This window comes from Mesorhizobium sp. P3_A9, assembly GCF_056402975.1.
On record NZ_JBFUGJ010000106.1, the window covers coordinates 1 to 17018 of the forward strand.

21 protein-coding genes and 1 tRNA gene are annotated in these 17018 nt (G+C 63.1%); 14 read left to right on the forward strand and 8 right to left on the reverse strand.

Annotated features, from left to right (window positions below; genetic code table 11):
* Nucleotides 1-124: 124 nt before the first annotated feature.
* Nucleotides 125-979 (reverse strand): NAD(P)H-binding protein, encoded by an 855-nt coding sequence (locus tag AC1DX0_RS16445; RefSeq protein ID WP_477356091.1) that lies wholly within the window; start codon nucleotides 977-979, stop codon nucleotides 125-127.
* 116 nt (nucleotides 980-1095) lie between these two features.
* Here AC1DX0_RS16445 and AC1DX0_RS16450 point away from each other — a divergent pair, with 116 nt between their 5' ends.
* The 7 genes from AC1DX0_RS16450 (at nucleotide 1096) to AC1DX0_RS16480 (ending at nucleotide 4639) form a co-directional block, all read left to right on the forward strand.
* Entirely contained in the window at nucleotides 1096-1419 is a 324-nt protein-coding gene (locus AC1DX0_RS16450) for an ArsR/SmtB family transcription factor (RefSeq protein ID WP_477222814.1), read from the forward strand.
* Nucleotides 1416-1847 carry an SRPBCC family protein gene (locus tag AC1DX0_RS16455; protein WP_477222813.1) on the forward strand — a complete coding sequence of 144 codons (432 nt, stop codon included), beginning with the start codon at nucleotides 1416-1418 and terminating at the stop codon, nucleotides 1845-1847. The genes AC1DX0_RS16450 and AC1DX0_RS16455 overlap by 4 nt, the downstream gene beginning before the upstream one ends.
* A gap of 78 nt (nucleotides 1848-1925) precedes the next feature.
* Nucleotides 1926-2318: a VOC family protein gene (locus AC1DX0_RS16460; protein WP_477222812.1), complete on the forward strand. Its 393-nt coding sequence runs from the start codon at nucleotides 1926-1928 to the stop codon at nucleotides 2316-2318.
* 39 nt (nucleotides 2319-2357) lie between these two features.
* Nucleotides 2358-2603: a hypothetical protein gene (locus AC1DX0_RS16465; protein ID WP_477222811.1), complete on the forward strand. Its 246-nt coding sequence runs from the start codon at nucleotides 2358-2360 to the stop codon at nucleotides 2601-2603.
* On the forward strand, nucleotides 2575-3003 hold the full coding sequence (locus AC1DX0_RS16470) for a DUF1801 domain-containing protein (protein WP_477222810.1): 429 nt from the start codon (nucleotides 2575-2577) through the stop codon (nucleotides 3001-3003). Before AC1DX0_RS16465 ends, AC1DX0_RS16470 begins: the two co-directional genes overlap by 29 nt.
* A gap of 34 nt (nucleotides 3004-3037) precedes the next feature.
* Nucleotides 3038-3430 carry a DUF1801 domain-containing protein gene (locus tag AC1DX0_RS16475; RefSeq protein WP_477222809.1) on the forward strand — a complete coding sequence of 131 codons (393 nt, stop codon included), beginning with the start codon at nucleotides 3038-3040 and terminating at the stop codon, nucleotides 3428-3430.
* Between the two features lie 114 nt (nucleotides 3431-3544).
* Nucleotides 3545-4639 carry an acyltransferase family protein gene (locus AC1DX0_RS16480; RefSeq protein WP_477222808.1) on the forward strand — a complete coding sequence of 365 codons (1095 nt, stop codon included), beginning with the start codon at nucleotides 3545-3547 and terminating at the stop codon, nucleotides 4637-4639.
* A gap of 35 nt (nucleotides 4640-4674) precedes the next feature.
* Here AC1DX0_RS16480 and AC1DX0_RS16485 read toward each other — a convergent pair whose 3' ends face one another.
* The 5 genes from AC1DX0_RS16485 to AC1DX0_RS16505 all read right to left on the reverse strand — a co-directional run bounded on the left by AC1DX0_RS16485 (nucleotide 4675) and on the right by AC1DX0_RS16505 (nucleotide 11085).
* Entirely contained in the window at nucleotides 4675-6648 is a 1974-nt protein-coding gene (locus AC1DX0_RS16485; protein ID WP_477356094.1) for a glycoside hydrolase family 127 protein, read from the reverse strand.
* A 21-nt stretch (nucleotides 6649-6669) separates the two neighbouring features.
* Nucleotides 6670-7527, reverse strand: coding sequence for a carbohydrate ABC transporter permease (locus AC1DX0_RS16490; protein WP_477222806.1), 858 nt, complete (start codon nucleotides 7525-7527; stop codon nucleotides 6670-6672).
* Nucleotides 7527-8453: a carbohydrate ABC transporter permease gene (locus AC1DX0_RS16495; protein WP_477356097.1), complete on the reverse strand. Its 927-nt coding sequence runs from the start codon at nucleotides 8451-8453 to the stop codon at nucleotides 7527-7529. The genes AC1DX0_RS16490 and AC1DX0_RS16495 overlap by 1 nt, the downstream gene beginning before the upstream one ends.
* Before the next feature lie 276 nt (nucleotides 8454-8729).
* Nucleotides 8730-9977, reverse strand: a complete 1248-nt coding sequence (locus AC1DX0_RS16500) for an ABC transporter substrate-binding protein (RefSeq protein WP_477222804.1) — start codon at nucleotides 9975-9977, stop codon at nucleotides 8730-8732.
* A gap of 64 nt (nucleotides 9978-10041) precedes the next feature.
* Nucleotides 10042-11085: a LacI family DNA-binding transcriptional regulator gene (locus AC1DX0_RS16505; RefSeq protein ID WP_477356100.1), complete on the reverse strand. Its 1044-nt coding sequence runs from the start codon at nucleotides 11083-11085 to the stop codon at nucleotides 10042-10044.
* A gap of 439 nt (nucleotides 11086-11524) precedes the next feature.
* Between AC1DX0_RS16505 and AC1DX0_RS16510 the strand changes: the two genes are divergently transcribed.
* From AC1DX0_RS16510 to AC1DX0_RS16530, 5 genes are all read left to right on the forward strand, one after another.
* Complete coding sequence (locus AC1DX0_RS16510; protein WP_477222802.1) at nucleotides 11525-12586, forward strand: diguanylate cyclase domain-containing protein; 1062 nt, start codon at nucleotides 11525-11527, stop codon at nucleotides 12584-12586.
* A gap of 328 nt (nucleotides 12587-12914) precedes the next feature.
* Nucleotides 12915-12990, forward strand: a tRNA-Cys gene (locus tag AC1DX0_RS16515).
* Nucleotides 12991-13183: 193 nt separating this feature from the next.
* Nucleotides 13184-13390, forward strand: a complete 207-nt coding sequence (locus AC1DX0_RS16520; protein ID WP_477222801.1) for a hypothetical protein — start codon at nucleotides 13184-13186, stop codon at nucleotides 13388-13390.
* A gap of 11 nt (nucleotides 13391-13401) precedes the next feature.
* The gene (locus AC1DX0_RS16525; protein ID WP_477222800.1) at nucleotides 13402-13593 is read left to right on the forward strand and encodes a hypothetical protein; all 192 of its coding nucleotides are present in this window, start codon (nucleotides 13402-13404) and stop codon (nucleotides 13591-13593) included.
* A 64-nt stretch (nucleotides 13594-13657) separates the two neighbouring features.
* Nucleotides 13658-13882 carry a DUF6500 family protein gene (locus AC1DX0_RS16530; RefSeq protein ID WP_477222799.1) on the forward strand — a complete coding sequence of 75 codons (225 nt, stop codon included), beginning with the start codon at nucleotides 13658-13660 and terminating at the stop codon, nucleotides 13880-13882.
* On the opposite strand, the gene AC1DX0_RS16535 is transcribed toward AC1DX0_RS16530, so the two are convergent.
* Nucleotides 13883-14149: a DUF1488 family protein gene (locus AC1DX0_RS16535; RefSeq protein ID WP_477222798.1), complete on the reverse strand. Its 267-nt coding sequence runs from the start codon at nucleotides 14147-14149 to the stop codon at nucleotides 13883-13885. It lies immediately after the preceding gene.
* Complete coding sequence (locus AC1DX0_RS16540; protein ID WP_172226082.1) at nucleotides 14146-14400, reverse strand: hypothetical protein; 255 nt, start codon at nucleotides 14398-14400, stop codon at nucleotides 14146-14148. The genes AC1DX0_RS16535 and AC1DX0_RS16540 overlap by 4 nt, the downstream gene beginning before the upstream one ends.
* 247 nt (nucleotides 14401-14647) lie before the next feature.
* Between AC1DX0_RS16540 and AC1DX0_RS16545 the strand changes: the two genes are divergently transcribed.
* On the forward strand, nucleotides 14648-15013 hold the full coding sequence (locus AC1DX0_RS16545) for a co-chaperone GroES (RefSeq protein ID WP_477222797.1): 366 nt from the start codon (nucleotides 14648-14650) through the stop codon (nucleotides 15011-15013).
* Between the two features lie 92 nt (nucleotides 15014-15105).
* A complete protein-coding gene (groL, locus tag AC1DX0_RS16550) occupies nucleotides 15106-16734 on the forward strand; it encodes a chaperonin GroEL (RefSeq protein ID WP_477356103.1) in 1629 nt (542 codons plus the stop codon).
* The last annotated feature ends 284 nt before the right edge of the window (nucleotides 16735-17018 follow it).

A 17018-nucleotide genomic window follows, 5' to 3' on the forward strand; every position in this document is an offset into this window, starting at 1 on the left:
GTCACGGAATGGATCCCAGGGTCTCCGCGACGGAGCTTCGCTCCTGCTTCGCCCTAGGATGACGAAGTTGGGAAGGCTTCGGCAAAATCTCCATCCAATCCGTCAAAACAACTATGCCGAAGAACTAGCCGTCCGCAGGCCTTCCGGGGACCGCCCGAGCCAGAAAATCTCGAAAGCTTTCCGGCTGCTTACCGGTAAGCGCGGTGAAATCGCTTGATGTCGCGGCGTAGCGACCCTCGGCTATCGAGGCGCATAGGCTGGAGAAGGCTTGTGGCCAGGGATTGTCGAGGCGCGCCGACGCGGAGGCCAGATAGTCGCCGGGGGAGCAGGGACGATAGCGTAGGGGCTGTGCTGTTACCTCGCCATAACAGGCGGCGACCTCGTCAAAGCCCAGCGCCTGGTCTCCGGTGATCGTGTAAAGGGCGCTGGATGTGTTGGCCCTCGCTGCCGCCGCGGCGATGGCGGCCGCAACGTCGTCGCGCGAGACCGGTGCGACCAGGCCCTGTCCGACAGGCAGCGCCAGTTCCCCCGCGGCGGGCACGAGCCATGTGTCGAGAATAAAATCGCTGTAGAGGCCGCAGCGCAAGATGGTCGAGGGCACGCCGCAGGCGGCCAGCAGGCGCTCTGCGTCCCGGTAAACAGGCGCGTAGTAGAAGGGCGAGGCCTCGCCGATGTCGATGATGCCTGTGAAGGTGATGTGGCGGACACCGGCCGCGCTTGCTGCCGCGATGGYGTTGGCGTGGTGGCGCATGACCGCATCCGCATAACCATCGCTTGAAATCAGCACCAGTTGGTCGATGCCGGTGAAGGCTGTCTTCAGGGCGGGGGCATCCTCGTAATCGCCGACACGCAGCGCTACTCCCCGCGGCAGGCGCCCTTGCGCAGCCTCAGGCTTGCGGACAAGTGCGGCCACCTCTTGGCCTGACGACACCAGTCTTGAGACGACGGTGTTGCCGACATGGCCGGTGACGAGGATCATTGCTGTCGTCCAATCTTCCGTCCGTTCAAAATCTTCCGCCCTCCAAATCCCCGCTTGACGAACATATATCCCTGTGGTTATACGTCAACCAATAGCCAACGGGTTATCGATCTGACATGCCGGACGCCCATGACATGCTCTTCAGGACGCTCGCCGACCCGACAAGGCGGGCGATCTTCGAACGGCTGTGCCGCCAGGGAGAACAGACGGTAGGGGCGCTGACGAGCCAGTCCGGCGTCTCGCAGCCGGCGGTGTCGAAGCATCTGGGCTTGCTGAAGCAGGCCGGGCTGGTGCGCGACCGCCATGAGGGCCGGCAGACGCATTACAGCGCGCAGCTCGGTGCGCTGGCGCCGCTGATGGACTGGACACGCCATATGGCCGGGTTCTGGGAGAGCCGGTTCGACGATCTCGAGGATTTGCTCAAAAGGATGGACCAGTGAACGATAGTGCCCAGGAGACCCGCACTGTCGTCGTCGAGCGGCAGATTTCGCATCCGCCGGAAAAACTCTGGCGTGCGCTGACGCAACCGCATCTGATCGAGGAGTGGCTGATGAAGAATGATTTCAAGCCTGATGTCGGCCACCGCTTCAACATCAGCGCCGATTGGGGCGGCGTGCTCGACTGCGAGGTGCTTGCCGTCGAGCCGAACAAGACGCTGTCCTACACCTGGAACCTCGCGCACTTGGATCCGGCCTTTGATCTCAGGAGCGTTGTGACCTTCACGCTGACCCCGACGCCAACCGGAACGCATCTGCGCATGGAGCAATCCGGCTTCCGGCCCGATCAGCGCCGGGCCTATGGCGGCGCCAGAACCGGTTGGCCGCAATTCTTCGAGAAGCTGGAGCAGCTTCTCGACCGGACTGACTAAAATCCACCGGCCGATTTGAAAACCAAAGCTGAGTTTACCTGGGCGGCTTGCCGCCAGCAAAACCTATGGAGAAAGACGATGAAGATCAAACTGACCAGCATCCATGTCGACGACCAAGACAAGGCGCTTGCCTTTTACACCGGTGTGCTCGGCCTGGCCAAGAAGGCCGATTTCAGCAACGGGCCGTTCCGCTGGCTGACSGTCGCCTCGCCSGACGAGCCCGAGGGSACCGAGCTGCAACTGGCGCGCAACGACAATCCGGCGACCAAGGCCTACCAGCAGGCGATGTTCGAGCAGGGCCAGCCGGCGGTGATGTTCTTCACCGACGACATCAAGGGCGACCATGAGCGCATCACGGCAAACGGCGGCACGTTCAGCATGGCGCCGACCGAAGTGACCGGCTCGACCATCGCCAAGCTGAATGACGGCTGCGGCAATCTCATCCAGATCACCCAGCTGGCGCGCTGGTAGCAGCGCCCAATTTCACGCAGTTTTTTAAGGGAGGTAATTTTGGACTGGAGCAAATGGATCAGGCAGACGCATCGCTGGCTGTCGATTATCTTCACAGCAACCGTCGTCGCCAATTTCGCCACCATGGCCTTTGGGCAACCGCCGGCCTGGGTGGTCTATTCGCCGCTTCTGCCGCTCTTCCTTTTGCTGTTCAGCGGCCTCTATATGTTCGTGCTGCCCTATGTCGGGAAAGGACGCGGGATAGGAGGGGAAGGGTATGGCCAAGTCGACCGGCGCCAAGGCTGAACCGAAGCTGCTTTCCGGCGGCAACCCGCAGATCGCCAAGGGCCATGGCGACGCGCCGGTGCAGGCGTATATCGCGGCCATGCCGGGCTGGAAGCGCGAGATGGGTGGGCGTCTCGACGCGCTCATCTCACGCGCCGTGCCCGGCGTGCACAAGGCGGTGAAATGGAACTCGCCGCTCTATGGCGTCGAAGGCGAGGGCTGGTTCCTCGGCGTCCATTGCTTCACCAAATACATCAAGGTGGCCTTCTTTCGCGGCACGTCGCTGAAGCCGGTGCCGCCGGGCGAATCCAGGAGCCAGGACACGCGCTACCTCAACATCCACGAGGACGATCCGTTCGACGAGGCGCAATTCAGCGCCTGGGTGAAGCAGGCCAGCCAATTGCCTGGCGAGCGTATGTAAGCGCTTTATTGTTCATATTTTGAGGAGGAAAAGCATGACCGGATCGCAAGAGAGCAAATCTCCCTCCGAACTGATCGACGGCAGGATCAAGGAACTCGGCGACTGGCGCGGGGAGATGCTGGCCCGGCTGCGCGCGCTCATTCATCAAGCCGATCCCGATGTCGTCGAGACCTGGAAATGGCGCGGCGTGCCGGTGTGGGAGCATGACGGCATGATCTGCACCGGCGAGACCTACAAGAGCGTCGTCAAGCTGACCTTCGCCAAAGGTGCTGCGCTGCCCGATCCCGCGCGCCTGTTCAACTCCAGCCTCGAAGGGAATACGCGGCGGGCTATTGATTTTCAGAAGGGTGAAGAGGTCAACGAAGAGGCTTTCAAGGCGCTCGTGCTTGCTGCCATCGCTCTGAACAAGTCGAAGGCCAAACGCTAGGCGGCGCCAGCTCCCCTGCCAAAACCGGCCGCGTTTACGATCTGGGAAGCTTGATGGTGCTAGATATCGCCGGATGATGGCCGGCCGGGTTGGCCGGCCCCGGATGGATTCGCCATGAACAGCCCGATGCGCATGCCGTGGGTGGACACGGCCAAAGGTCTCTCGATCATCCTAGTGGTCATGATGTACTCGGCCTACAACACCGGCGAGTACACGGGCGGCGTCGGTTTTCTCCACTATGTCATCGGCTTCGCGACGCCGTTCCGCATGCCGGAATTCTTCCTGATTTCGGGACTGTTCCTGTCGCAGGTGATCGACCGGCCGTGGCGGCGCTATGTCGACCGGCGTGTCGTCCACTATCTCTATTTCTACGTGCTGTGGGCGATCATCTCGATCGGGCTGAAGATCGGCATCTTCAGCCGGGATCCCGGCGGCATGCTGCACGATCTCGCAATGGCCGTTGTCCAGCCCTATGGCGTGCTGTGGTTCATCTACATGCTGGCGGTGTTCGGCCTTGTCGCCAAACTTTTGCGGCAATTCCGCGTGCCGGCCTGGATCGTCATTGCGCCTGCTGCCGCGCTGCAGATGTGGGCACCGCATCCCGACAGCTATGCGCTTGAACAATTCGCGGCCTATTTCGTGTTCTTCTACCTCGGCTTTGTGCTGGCGCCGCTGATTTTCCGGCTCGTCGAGTGGACGCAACCCCGCCCGATGCTGGCCGTCGCCGGCCTGGCTTTGTGGGCTGTTGTCAACGGCCTGCTCGTCTATTCGCCGGGTTATGCTATGCAGCCGGTCGGCATGCAGATGGGCCTGGCGGCATGGCCGCCGCTGCATCTCACCTTGGCCGTCACTGGCGCCGTGGCGCTGTGCGTGCTTGGCGGCTTCCTGTCGACATTCCCCGTCATGGAATGGCTGCGCTGGCTGGGCGAACATTCGCTGATCGTCTATGTCGCCTTCACCATTCCGATGTCGCTCTTCCGCGGTGCCGCACTGGCAAGCGGCCTGCTGACCGACACCGGCATGCTCAGCCTGGCTGTGCTGCTGGTCTCGATCATCAGCCCGGTGGTGCTCTACTTCATCATCCAACGCGTGGGCTTCGGCATGTTCCTGTTCGAGCGGCCGGCCTGGGCGCATGTCGACAACGGCGCGCCGCAAGCGGCACCGAAGACGGCGCTGCCTGCCGCCGCCGCTCAATCAAGCCGGACATAGTCGAACGCGCAAGGCCTGAAGTCTTGCGGCCGGCCTCAGCCGTCCCGCAGCCACACCAGCATCTCGCCGGGCTCGCGATTGTCCCAGGCGAAATAGGGGATGGCGGTCAGGCGCGTCTCGACGCTGGCCGGCGGTTCGGAGCGATAGAGCCCGTCCTGCCAGCCGTCGCTGGCATCGGTCCGCGCCGTGGCTGAAAGCGTCACCACGCCCCCAAGCAGTTCGGGCGCCTCATGGGCCTCTATCCCTGCCGTGCGCGGCAGGGTCAGGCGATGCAGCCGGCTGTCATTGTCTGATGCCTCGACGCAATAGATCAGCGGCCCGCGCGACAGCGCGACGCGCCCAGCATCCTGCCTGACCTCGGGGTTGGCGTAGAGCCGCTCGATCGGCATTTCGAGGTCGAGCCGGACGCGGTCACCCTTTTGCCAGACGCGCCGGATCGCGGCATAGCCGTCGCTGCTCACGTCATCGAGGTCGACCGCCTCGCCATTGATCTCGAGCGTGGCGTTGGAACTCCAGCCCGGTATGCGCAGATGCAACGTGAACTCTACCGGCGCTTGCGGTTCAACCGTGATCTCGACGGCGCCGTCCCAGGGATAGTGGCTCGCCTGTGTCAGGCTCACTGGCGTGCCCGCTATGTCGAAGCGGGCGGTGGAGTCGCCGTAGAGGTGGACGGCGAGCCCATCGTCGGCCAGGCTGTAGAAATAGCTGCCGATGGAGGCGACCATGCGCCCGACATTGGGCGGGCAGCAGGGGCAGCGGTGCCATTTCCATCTGTTGTGCCGGCCCCGGCTTTCCAGCGGGTTTTCGTAGAAGAACAGCGAGCCGTCGAGCGACAGGCCGGAGATCGAGCCATTGTAGAGCGCGCGCTCCATCATGTCGGCATAGCGGGCGTTCGGCCCCATGCCGAGCATGCGGCTCGCCCAGAACACCAGGCCAACGGCGGCGCAGGTCTCGGCATAGGCGCTCTCATTGGGCAAATCGTAGTCGCTGGTAAAACCTTCATTGTGCGCCGAGGGTCCGAGCCCGCCGGTGATGTAGAGGTTTTTCGTGGTGAGATCGTCCCACAGCCGGTCGAGCGCCACCCGCAGCGTGTCGTCGCCATATTCGGTGGCGATGTCGGCCATGCCCGAATAGAGGTACATCGCCCTGACCGCGTGGCCGACGACCTTGTCCTGTTCGCGCACCGGTCTGTGCGACTGATTGTATTCATAGGTCTTGAAATGATAGGCCTTGGGGTCGGCGCCGCGGGCGCGCGCCTCCTCGTCGAAGTAATGCGGCTGCTGCCCGCGCTGGTCGATGAAGTATTTCGCCAGCTCCATGTATTTCGTCTCGCCGGTCACCCGCGAGAGCTTGACCAGCGCCAGCTCGATCTCCTCATGGCCGCAATAGCCCTTCTTCTTGCCGGGCTCCGGCCCCAGCACCGAGGCGATGTGGTCGGCATAGCGGCTCATAATGTCGAGCAGCTTGCGCTTGCCCGTCGCCTGATAGTAGGCGACCGCGCCTTCGATCAGATGGCCGGCGCAATAGAGTTCGTGGCAGTCGCGCAGATTGGTCCAGCGCTTGCCGGGCTGGATGCGTTGGTACCAGCTGGAGAGGTAGCCGTCCTCCTGCTGCAGTCTGCCATACATGTCGATGACGGCGTCGATCTTCTTTTCAAGCTCGGGGTTCTTGMGCCGGTAGAGCGAATAGGCCGCGGTCTCGATCGTCTTGCCGAGATCGGAATCCCAGAACATCTGCGTCGTCACCGTCGAGCCGGTGAATTCGGCGCCCTGGCGGTCGGCTTCATCGGGCGAGGGCGAGTGGAAGGGAATGACGATTCCGGGCGAGGGGCGGTCGGGGTCGATCTGCTCCAGCATGCGCGCCTCGACGCAGCGCTCGTAGAGGATATCGGCGGTGCGCGTCGCCACCGCGTCGGCGCGGTCGCCCCAGAAGCCGTGCACGTCGACCTGCGGCACCGGCAGCGGGCGGAAGGCGAGTTTCGGTTTTCCGGGTTTTGCGGATGCGGTCATGAACTTACTCCATTTGGTCGATTACTTGACGGCCCCGGCCATCAGGCCGCGGATGTAGAAGCGCTGCAGCGCGAGGAACAGGATCAGGCACGGCACCATCATCACGGTGACGCCCGCCTGGACCGCACCCCAGTCGATGGCGCCGAAGCGGCCCGACTGCAGTGCCGTCATCATCACCGGCAGCGTGAATTTGGACTGGTCGGTCATCAGCACCAGGGCGGCGAGGAATTCGTTCCAGGCGCCGAGGAAGGCGAACAGCGCGATGGTGACGACGCCCGGCCAGACCAGCGGCAGCATCACCTTCAAAAGCATGGTGACGTTGTTRGCGCCGTCCATGCGGGCGGCCTCCTCGATCTCGCGCGGCACCGCGTCGAAGGCGTTGCGCATCATGAAGATCGAGAACGGCAATTGCAGCGTCACATAGACGCCGACCAGGCCGGTCAGCGTGTTGTGCAGGCCAAGCTTGGTCAGCACCAGGAAGATCGGCGTCAGGATCGACTGGAACGGGATCATGATCGTCGACAGGATGAGGACGAAGAACAGGTCCTTGAACGGAAAGCGAAAGCGCGAAAAACCGTAGCCGGCGAGCACGCTGACGATGACCGACAAAATGACGGTCATCACCGAGACGTAGATGCTGTTTTGCGCCGAGGCCCACAGCCCATCACCGAAGGAGTTGAGCGTGGCGTAGTTTTCGAGCGAGAAGCCCGTCGTCGGCCATGGCGGCAGTGGCGGCAGGCGGGCTTCTGCCGCCGGCTTGAAGGCCGACAGCACGGTCCACACGATCGGCGCCACGAACAGCACAGAGGCGATGATGCCGGTGGAGTGCCTGGCGAAGCGAGCAGCGAGCTTGCCTCTGGCTGATACCGCCTGCGCCATCAGTCGATACCTTCCGGCTTGCGCAGCAGCCAGAGCTGAACGAGGCTGAGCGCCACCAGGATCACCAGCAGCACCATCGAGAGTGCGGCGCCATAGCCGAGCTTGAACGACACGAAGGACTGGTTGAAGATCCAGTAGACCGCCGTCAGCGTCTGGTTGCGCGGGCCGCCGCGCAGGATGATGTAGAACTGGTCGAAGGCGAGGATCGAGCCGGCCACCGACAGGATCAGCGCCAGCGCCAGCGTGCGGCGCATCAGCGGCAAAGTGATCGCCCGGAACCTTGCGAACGGCCCGGCGCCGTCGATGACGGCGGCCTCCTGCAGGTCCTGCGGGATCGATTGCAGGCCGGTCATCAGGATGATCATGGTGAAGCCGGCGACCTTCCACACCACCATGGCGATGATCGACCAGAAGGCCGGCTGGAAGGTGGCGAGCAGGTTGAACTTCTTGTCGATCAGGCCGAGATCGTAGGCGGCTGGGCTGAACAGGCCGGAATCGACATTGAGCAGCCATGACCAGAGCAGGCTCGCCGAGGCAAAGCCGACCACCGCCGGCATGAAGAAGGCGGTGCGGTAGAGGTTGGTCAGCGGCCGCGGTTTTTCGATGAAGATCGCCAGCGGAAAGGCGAYGGCGAAGATCGCGATSGTGACGATCACCGTGTAGTAGCCGGTGAAKYTSAGCGCGTTCCAGAACCKGGTGTCGCGCAGAATGGCGACGTAATTGTCGAAGCCGATATAGAAGTGCTCGCCCATCAGCGGCCAGTTGTGCAGCGACATCCAGGCCGTCATGCCGAGCGGGATGACGAAGAACAGCATCACCAGCGCCACGGCCGGCGCGACATAGAGCAGCCCGATCCACTGCCGGCGGCCCGCGCCGACTCGTTTTCTGGCGCGGGGTGGGGCGGTGGTGGTTGCGATGGTGGTCATGGGTGGATGGCCGATGCTGTTCGGGCGTTGGCCAAGTACCCCCTCACCCGGATTGCCAACCGAATTGCRAAGGGCAATTCGGGGCAATCCGACCTCTCCCCGAGGGGAGAGGAGGGAGCCGGCRCGAGCGCCCGTCTCTTCTCCCCAGCGGGGAGAWGGTGGCCGCGWAGCGGCCGGATGAGGGGGTCTTGTCTCAACGCTATAGCCCTGCCGTTGGCGATGCAAAATTGCCGGCCACCCGCCCAGGGAGACAGGCGGGTGGCCGGCAGGCGGCCGCTACTTCTGCGGCGCCTGGTCGATGATCGACTGCATGGTCTCCTGCGCGTTCGCGATCGCGCCGTCGACATCGTCGCCGAAGAAGACCTCGTTGATCATCTGCGTCCACGGGCCGTTGGCGGAGTTGATCAGATCGTTGAACACCACCGAATAGGGCGTCTTGCCTTTGGCCATGGCCTCGGCGGCGATCTGGTAGCGCGGGTCGAGATCCTTCAGCGCATCCTTGGCGATGTCGCCGCGCACCGGCAGGCTGCCATATTTGGCCAGGATGGTCTGGCCCTCGAGCGAATAGGCGAAGTCGAGGAACTCCTTCACCACGGCGAGTTTCTTGGTGCCCTTGGTGACGACGAAATTGTCGCCGCCGGCAAAGGACGACCAGCCGCCATCCTTGCCCGGCAGGAAAGTGACGCCGTAGTCGACATTGGGGTACTGCGTGTTGAGCGCGCCGATGGCGAAGGCGCCGGAGGGCGAGATGCCGATATTGCCGGCGGCAAAGGCGGCAAAGAAGTTGGCGCCGGTATCGGTCTGCGCGCCTGCCGGCACCAGGTCCTTCTTGACCATCGAGCGGTAGAGGTCGATGGCGCCGCGCAGTTGCGGGCTGTCCAGCGTCGCCTTCGAGCCGTCTTCCGAGAGGATATCGCCGCCCGAGGCCCATATCAGCGGTGTGAAGGTGAAGATGTTGCAGCCGCCGCAATTGCCGGAGAAGTAGAAGCCCTTGATGTTGCCGCCGAGCGCGTTGACCTTTTCGGCGTCGGCGGCGATCTCGGCCCAGTTGGTCGGGCCTTTTTCAGGGTCGAGACCGGCCTGCTTGAACAGCTTCTTGTTCCAGATCAGCACCGAGGCGTCGGCCGAGAAGGGCAGGCCGTAAATGTGGTCCTTGTAAGTTCCCGTCTTCACATGCGCCGGCGACAGGCTGGCGAAATAGGGCAGGGACTTGGCCCAATCGGTGATGTCCTCCAACTGGCCGGAGGCGGCGAAGGAGGGCGTGTAGATCAAGTCGAGCGACAGCGCGTCGGGCGCCGTGCCGCCGGCGGCGGCGGCGCCGTATTTCGGAATGATCTCGGCATTGGGGATGATGTCGAGCTTGATCTGGTCCTTGTGCGCCTTGTTGTAGGCGTCGACGATCTTCGGCATGAAGTTCGAGCCGTCGGCGCGCACCCAGATGTTGGCGGTGTCGGCGGCGGCAGCGCCGAGGCTGCTGCCCAGCACGGCAGCGGTCAGGGCCAGTTTGGCAATCAGGTTCCTCATCTTCTCCTCCTCCAAGGTTGGCCGCTGTGTGCGGCTTGGCGCCGATCAGGCGGCGCTTTCGTTTTCAGCCATCCAGCGGATGGCCGCAGGAATGCCGCACCACCAGCCGGCACGGCAGTTTTCGAATGCCCGGYRCGGCSGGYTGGCCGCCGACSAGYGAAAGCAGRGTSAGGCCCGCCTCGCGTCCGAGGGCGACCAGGTTCATGTCGACCGAGGTTAGCGGCGGGCGGGTCGCTTCGGCGACGATCTCCCAATTGTCGAAGCCGATGACGCCGACATCATTGGGCACGTTGAGGCCGCGTTCACGCAGAGCATCGATGACGCCGCGCGCGATCTGGTCGTTGCCGCAGAAGATGGCGTCCGGCCTTTCGCTTTTGCCATCGAACAGGATCGCCACTGCCTCATGCCCCCAGGCTTCCGACCAGGAGCCGAGCAGCGGTTCGGTCACCGGCAGCCCGGTTTCGGCGAGCACGTCGCGATAGGCCTGGGCGCGGGCGTGGACCACGGCAAAGCTCGCCGGCCCGCTGACATGGGCGATGCGCCGGCGGCCGAGCCGGCAGAAATGCTCGACCGCCAGCCGCGCCCCGCCGGCATCGTCCGAGACGAAGGCGACAGCGTCGGGATCGGGCTGGGTGAAGGCATAGATCACGGGCACGCGCAGATTGGAGAGATCGACAGGCAGATGGCGGTCGATACGCTTGCCGGTGGCGATGATGCCGTCGACGCGCTTGTCGAGCATGGCGTCGACATGCAGCTGGCCAAGGCGCGGATCCTCTTCGACATTGCACAGGAACACCGAGACGCCCTTGTCGACCAGCGCGTCCGAAATGCCCGACATCAGCGGCAGCGAGAAGCGGCCATAGGTATCGTTGGTGAGCAGGCCGACGGTGAAGGAGCGGCGCCTAAGCAGACTCTGCGCCAGGCTGTTGGGGCGGAAGCCGAGGCTGCGCGCTATCTCGCGGATGCGCTCGCGGGTCTCGGCGGTCATGCGCCCCTGGTCGTTGAGCGCTTTCGAGGCGGTGGCGACGCTGACGCCGGCCTGCGCCGCCACGTCACGCAAGGTGACGGGCTTTGGAAAKACCGGAACTGGCTGATCGTCCGATGCCATCGCGCCGAGAAATCCTTAGTTGGGAAAAGGTTTTCTCTTACAGGTCGGAACAAGGCCCGGCCAATGGCCGAGCCCGCTCGGAAATGTTTGGAAAAACCTTTTCTCACATCAGGCTAGGGCAGATTGAGGGAGCGTTCAAGGGGAAAAGTGGTCTGGAGTTCCGTCGGTGGAGAGAAAGGCCAGAGGTGGCAAGGCTCGGGTTCCTCGCCCCGCAAAGCGGGGGAGAGGTGGCCGCGAAGCGGACGGAGAGGGGGCTGGCGTCGGCATGTCACGGGGAATGGCTTGCATCCGAGCGGAAGGGTTTGCGCCATTCCCCCTCTCCGTCTCGGCTTCGCCGAGCCACCTCTCCCCCACTCTCGTGGGGGCGAGGAACCCACGGATTGTCAGCGAAGTTTTAAGGGCTTCCGCGCCATGGTGGCCACCTGCCAGGAATTCCGCCATGCCCGATACGTCATACGCTCCGAAAGGCCCGGCCTCGCAGCCCGGCAAGCGGGCAGGGCACGACAGCGCCGACGAGCGCCGTCGCGATGCCGCCGCCGTCGCCCAACTCAAGCAGCAAGTCGTAGCACAGGCCGCACTGATCGCCAGGCAAGAGGTTTCGCTGGCGCACAGCCGCAAGATCTTCGACCGTGCTTCGGTCGCCGCGCGTATCGGCGTGTGGGAATGCAGCCTGCCCGGCGAACAATTGCACTGGACCGATGTGGTCTATGATTTGTTCGATCTGCCGCGCGGCGCCCTGCTCGATCGCAGTGAGATCGTCAAGTGCTATCCGGCGGAGTCGCGCAAGGCGCTGGACAGTTTGCGCAGCCGCGCGATCGCCGAGCGCAGCGGCTTCAGCCTCGACGCCGAGATCACCACCTTCGCCGGACACAGCCGCTGGATCCGCATCACCGCGACCGTCGAGTGCGAGGAGGGTGTGCCGGTGCGCATCTTCGGCATGAAACAGGACATCACCGAGGAAAAGATCCTGTCGGACCGGATGCGCTATCTCGCCGAATTCGATGCCATGACCGGGCTTGCCAACCGCGCCCGCTTCCAGGCGCGGCTGGCGCAGGTGGATGAAAGCCGCCCACTCGGCGCGCTGCTGTTGATCGACCTTGACGGCTTCAAGGCGGTCAACGACACGTTCGGCCATGTCGTCGGCGACGAATGCCTGAAGGCGGCGGCCGAGCGCCTTGCCGGCGGCTGCGGTGAGGCGGAGCTGGTGGCGCGCGTCGGCGGCGACGAGTTCGCGGTGCTGCTCGGGTCGCATCTCGACCGGGGTGCTGTCTCCGGCGTGGCGCGCGACATCATCGAGAGCATGGGCAAGCCGGTCGCGATCCGCGGCCAGTCGCTGAGGCTCGGCGCCTCGGTCGGTATCGCGTTTGCCGGGGCAGGCTCGCCTTGCGACCTGTTCGCGCAGGCCGACACCGCGCTCTATGCCGCCAAGGCGGCAGGGCGCAACACGTTCCGCATCTTCAAGGCGGAAGCCGGTGCGAAAGGCAGGAGTGCCGCGGCGTGAGTGCCTGAGCTCTTTAGGAAAAGCCCAGACGGCTTCCCGGGAAAAGCACATAAAGCTTTCCCTTGGGGTTTTTTTAAAACAAAGAGTTAGGGCTGTGAGTTGGAGTTCTGATTCACCCGCTGGAGCGCTGCTTGCCGGTCACGCATTGCCCGCACAGATCGACGTCTCGCCTCCCAAAGGCACCGCTCGTCCCTTCGGAGTTTGGCAGCATGGAGCCTGGCGGAAAGCGATGGAACGACACCGCCAAGCGGCATTTCGCAAAGTGTTGACAGAACCGCCTTCGGGCTTAACTTTTCCGCAAGCATTTCCCCGTTAGGTCAACGGCAATGGCCTCGTGGCGGAGCGGCTACGCTGGAGACGGCAAATCTCTGAAGCCTCGGTTCGATCCCGAGGCGAGGCCTCCACACAATCATATAGTCGAGAACCTTCGCTGGACCGCTTGTCGCAGCGGATTTGTGCGGTTCCGGCCATGAAGCAGCAGGGCCGACGTTAATACCGCCTATCTGCATTTGGCATGCAGGGCGCTCGCGAAAAGAGTGCTATGGAAGGGCGCGAGCATGCTCGCTCCGACTTTCCCCGACATTCGAGGTCATTTTCGTGCGTGAACCGTCACTGCTGCCGGTCTTTGGGAAACTGGGCGCCAAGGCATCCGTCGCCATTGTGCCGGCACCGGTCGCTTCGGCAGGCATCGTGCCGCGCTTGCGGCAAGTTCTGACCGCGCATGGCGGCATGGTGCTGAAATTGTCGGTGATCGCCTGGACGGTGCTGGTCCTGGGAGCGGTGTTTTTCATGATGCAGGGCTGAGGTAAGCCAGCATGGCCAATCGCTACACACTGCGCATGGAGCTTCCCCAGAGTTGGACCATAGTCGACGTCTTCACCGGCCAGCCAGCCGTGGTCAGGCAAAAAGTGATGGTCGGGATGGGCCCGCGCGAGGCCGAGGACATGGTCGTGCAGATGAATGTGCGCGACGTCAGGCGCCGGGAGAGGGCGGAGCGCAAGGATTGAACGTTCCGGCTGCCGGCTCAAAGGCTGGGCCAAGACCCCGCCGAACCAAAACCAGAGGATTCCCGTGAGAGCGAGCCTGAGGCAAAAGATACTGGAGGTCTGCGACCGCAAGATCTCCGAGAAAGGGCCTGCCGTCGGCGTGTCGTTCTACGCGTTTTTTGCCAACAGGAATGACGACCCCGAGCTGCTGATGGAAGCAGCGGAATGGTGGATCAGAACCCACCGCCTCGATCATTTCGAAAAGGCCGCGAAGATACGCACGATGATCGAGGGCATGGAGCTCGGCTAATCAGCCGAAGTCGGCGGCCGTCAGCACATACATGCTCTTGCGGGTGCGGTCGTAAGCCTTCGACGCCACGTCGCGGATGGCGCCGCTCTGCGTGTCGAATGTGGCGAGGTAGCCTGCCTCGTTGGCTGCGGTTGCCGGCTGCATCCTGGTCATCGCGTCGGCAGCGACCGAGAAGGAAATCTGGAACATGCCGTCATGGCCGACGAAACGGATGCGCTTGCCGGCTTCGTCATAGCTGCGGCTGCGGTTGGGGAAGGTGAGGCTCATGTCTTGACCTCCGTTGTGGCGGCCTTCTTGGTCGCGCGCTTCTTCTTCGGCGTCGGGTTCAGGGCTTCGGCGACCCGGTCGGCCTCTTCCTTGGCCAGCCGCAAAATCCTGAGCTTCGCCGTCTTGATCTCCCTGGCCTTTGCCTCCGACATGTACTCGGCGGTTGCCTTGTTGCGCTCGGCCGTCTTCTTCTGCTTGTCGACAAAGCGGGCTTCAGCTTTTTCCATGATCGTCTGATTGCCATCGGCCATCGAACAAATCTCCCTTGCGTTTGAAATCGTGAAAGTGAACTTGTCCGATAAATAGGCACTCGACCGGCAAAATTCAATTTTTTGAATTATTTATGCCATTCGCGATATCACGGAATCGCCGGCCGAAATAATACTTTTCAATATTTCATCGAGCCCGCGAATAATTTTTGGCACTCCTATCTATCGAGTGCCAAAGCGCCTATATGGGGGAAGCGGCCGCCTATGCTGGCCCCAGAAAGAAGTTTTCATGAAATTTCGGCCACTCCACGACCGCGTCGTCATCCGGCGCGCCGAAGGCGATATCAAATCCAAGGGCGGCATCATCATTCCCGACAATGCCAAGGAAAAGCCGCAGCAAGGCGAAGTCATCGCCGTTGGCCCTGGCGCACGCGACGAAAATGGCGCGCTTGTGCCGCTCGACGTCAAGGCCGGCGACCTGATCCTGTTCGGCAAATGGTCGGGCACCGAGGTCAAGATCGACGGCGAGGACCTTCTGATCATGAAGGAAGCCGACATCATGGGTGTCATCGACAACAGCGAGGCAGCCACCGAGAAGACTGTGGCCGCCAAGACCGTCGCAGCCAAGACCGTGGCCGCCAAGAAGGCTGCCTGATCAGAGCGCCCGCGTGTCCTTCGGGACGCGCAAGGAGGCTCAGAGATTGATCATGGAGGCTCTGCCTTCATCAACCGAACTGGATAAAAATCATGTCTGCCAAGGAAATCAAATTCGCCACCGACGCGCGTGACCGCATGCTGCGCGGCGTCGAGATCCTCACCAATGCGGTGAAGGTCACGCTCGGCCCCAAGGGCCGCAACGTCATCATAGATAAGGCCTATGGSGCGCCGCGCATCACCAAGGACGGCGTCACCGTCGCCAAGGARATCGAGCTTGCCGACAAGTTCGAGAACATGGGCGCSCAGATGGTGCGCGAAGTGGCYTCGAAGACCAACGACCTCGCCGGTGACGGCACCACSACMGCCACGGTGCTGGCCGCYTCGATCCTGCGCGAAGGCGCCAAGCTSGTCGCCGCCGGCATGAACCCGATGGACTTGAAGCGCGGCATCGACCAGGCGGTTGCCGCCGTCGTCACGGAAATCAAGGCGAAGGCCAAGAAGGTCAAGTCGTCGGCCGAGATCGCCCAGGTAGGCACCATTGCCGCCAATGGCGACGCAACCGTCGGCGAGATGATCGCCAAGGCGATGGACAAGGTCGGCAATGACGGCGTCATCACCGTCGAGGAAGCCAAGACTGCCGAAACCGAGCTCGATGTCGTCGAAGGCATGCAGTTCGACCGCGGCTATCTCAGCCCGTATTTCGTCACCAATGCCGACAAGATGCGCGTTGAGCTGGAAGAGCCCTACGTGCTCATCCACGARAAGAAGCTCGGCAATCTGCAGGCGMTGCTGCCGATCCTCGAAGCSGTSGTGCAGAGCGGCCGGCCGCTGCTGATCATTTCGGARGACGTCGAAGGCGAGGCGCTTGCCACGCTGGTCGTCAACAAGCTGCGCGGCGGCCTCAAGGTCGCGGCCGTCAAGGCGCCGGGCTTCGGCGATCGCCGCAAGGCGATGCTGGAAGACATCGCGGTGCTGACTGCAGGCCAGATGATTTCCGAGGACCTCGGCATCAAGCTCGAAAACGTCACCATCGAGATGCTCGGCCGCGCCAAGCGCGTGCTGATCGAGAAGGACACCACCACGATCATCGACGGCGCCGGCACCAAGGCGACGATCCAGGCGCGTGTCGCCCAGATCAAGGGCCAGATCGAGGAAACCACCTCCGACTACGACAAGGAAAAGCTGCAGGAGCGGCTGGCCAAGCTGTCGGGCGGCGTTGCCGTCATCCGCGTCGGCGGCGTCACCGAGTCGGAAGTGAAGGAGAAGAAGGACCGCATCGACGACGCGCTGAATGCAACGCGCGCGGCGGTTGAAGAAGGCATCGTGCCCGGCGGCGGCGTGGCTTTGCTGCGTGCCAGGTCGGCGCTTGCCGGCCTGACCGGCGTCAATGACGATGTGACGGCAGGCATTTCGATCGTGCTGCGCGCGCTCGAAGCGCCGATCCGCCAGATCGCCGAGAATTCCGGCGTCGAAGGCTCGATCGTCGTCGGCAAGCTCACCGACAGCAAGGATCACAATCAGGGTTTTGACGCCCAGAATGAGACCTATGTCGACATGATCAAGGCGGGTATCGTCGATCCGGCAAAGGTCGTGCGCACCGCACTGCAGGACGCCGGCTCGATCGCAGCACTTCTGATCACCGCCGAAGCGATGATCACCGACATCCCGGCTAAGGATGCGGCACCGGCGGGCGGTGGCGGCGGCATGGGCGGCTACTAAAATTCAACTGGTCCGCGAAGGTGGCTTCTCAGGAGCCACCTTTCGGATCTGACCTGAATCCGACCAAGCCAGCTCTTCACAGGAGTTGAAATGACTACCGCCGGGGGATTTCTCCCGGCGCATAGGCCTCTAGCCCAGGAGACGGATCCATGATCACGTTCGTGCGGAAGCCAGAGACGGTCGTCACGACCGAAAAAACCGAGGAAAGCCGCTTCGACCGCATCCGCAGGATTGCCGCCGACAAGCACAAGAAATCCGATTCCGACACGGCAACGCCACCAAAG

Excerpts from the sequence above, each read along its gene's own strand:
- AC1DX0_RS16450 (WP_477222814.1), top strand. The coding sequence starts at position 1,096 with ATGCCGGACGCCCATGACATGCTCTTCAGGACGCTCGCCGACCCGACA.
- AC1DX0_RS16470 (WP_477222810.1), top strand. The coding sequence starts at position 2,575 with ATGGCCAAGTCGACCGGCGCCAAGGCTGAACCGAAGCTGCTTTCCGGC.
- AC1DX0_RS16475 (WP_477222809.1), top strand. The coding sequence starts at position 3,038 with ATGACCGGATCGCAAGAGAGCAAATCTCCCTCCGAACTGATCGACGGC.
- AC1DX0_RS16480 (WP_477222808.1), top strand. The coding sequence starts at position 3,545 with ATGAACAGCCCGATGCGCATGCCGTGGGTGGACACGGCCAAAGGTCTC.
- AC1DX0_RS16500 (WP_477222804.1), bottom strand. The coding sequence starts at position 9,977 with ATGAGGAACCTGATTGCCAAACTGGCCCTGACCGCTGCCGTGCTGGGC.
- AC1DX0_RS16510 (WP_477222802.1), top strand. The coding sequence starts at position 11,525 with ATGCCCGATACGTCATACGCTCCGAAAGGCCCGGCCTCGCAGCCCGGC.
- AC1DX0_RS16525 (WP_477222800.1), top strand. The coding sequence starts at position 13,402 with ATGGCCAATCGCTACACACTGCGCATGGAGCTTCCCCAGAGTTGGACC.
- AC1DX0_RS16535 (WP_477222798.1), bottom strand. The coding sequence starts at position 14,149 with ATGAGCCTCACCTTCCCCAACCGCAGCCGCAGCTATGACGAAGCCGGC.
- AC1DX0_RS16540 (WP_172226082.1), bottom strand. The coding sequence starts at position 14,400 with ATGGCCGATGGCAATCAGACGATCATGGAAAAAGCTGAAGCCCGCTTT.
- AC1DX0_RS16545 (WP_477222797.1), top strand. The coding sequence starts at position 14,648 with ATGAAATTTCGGCCACTCCACGACCGCGTCGTCATCCGGCGCGCCGAA.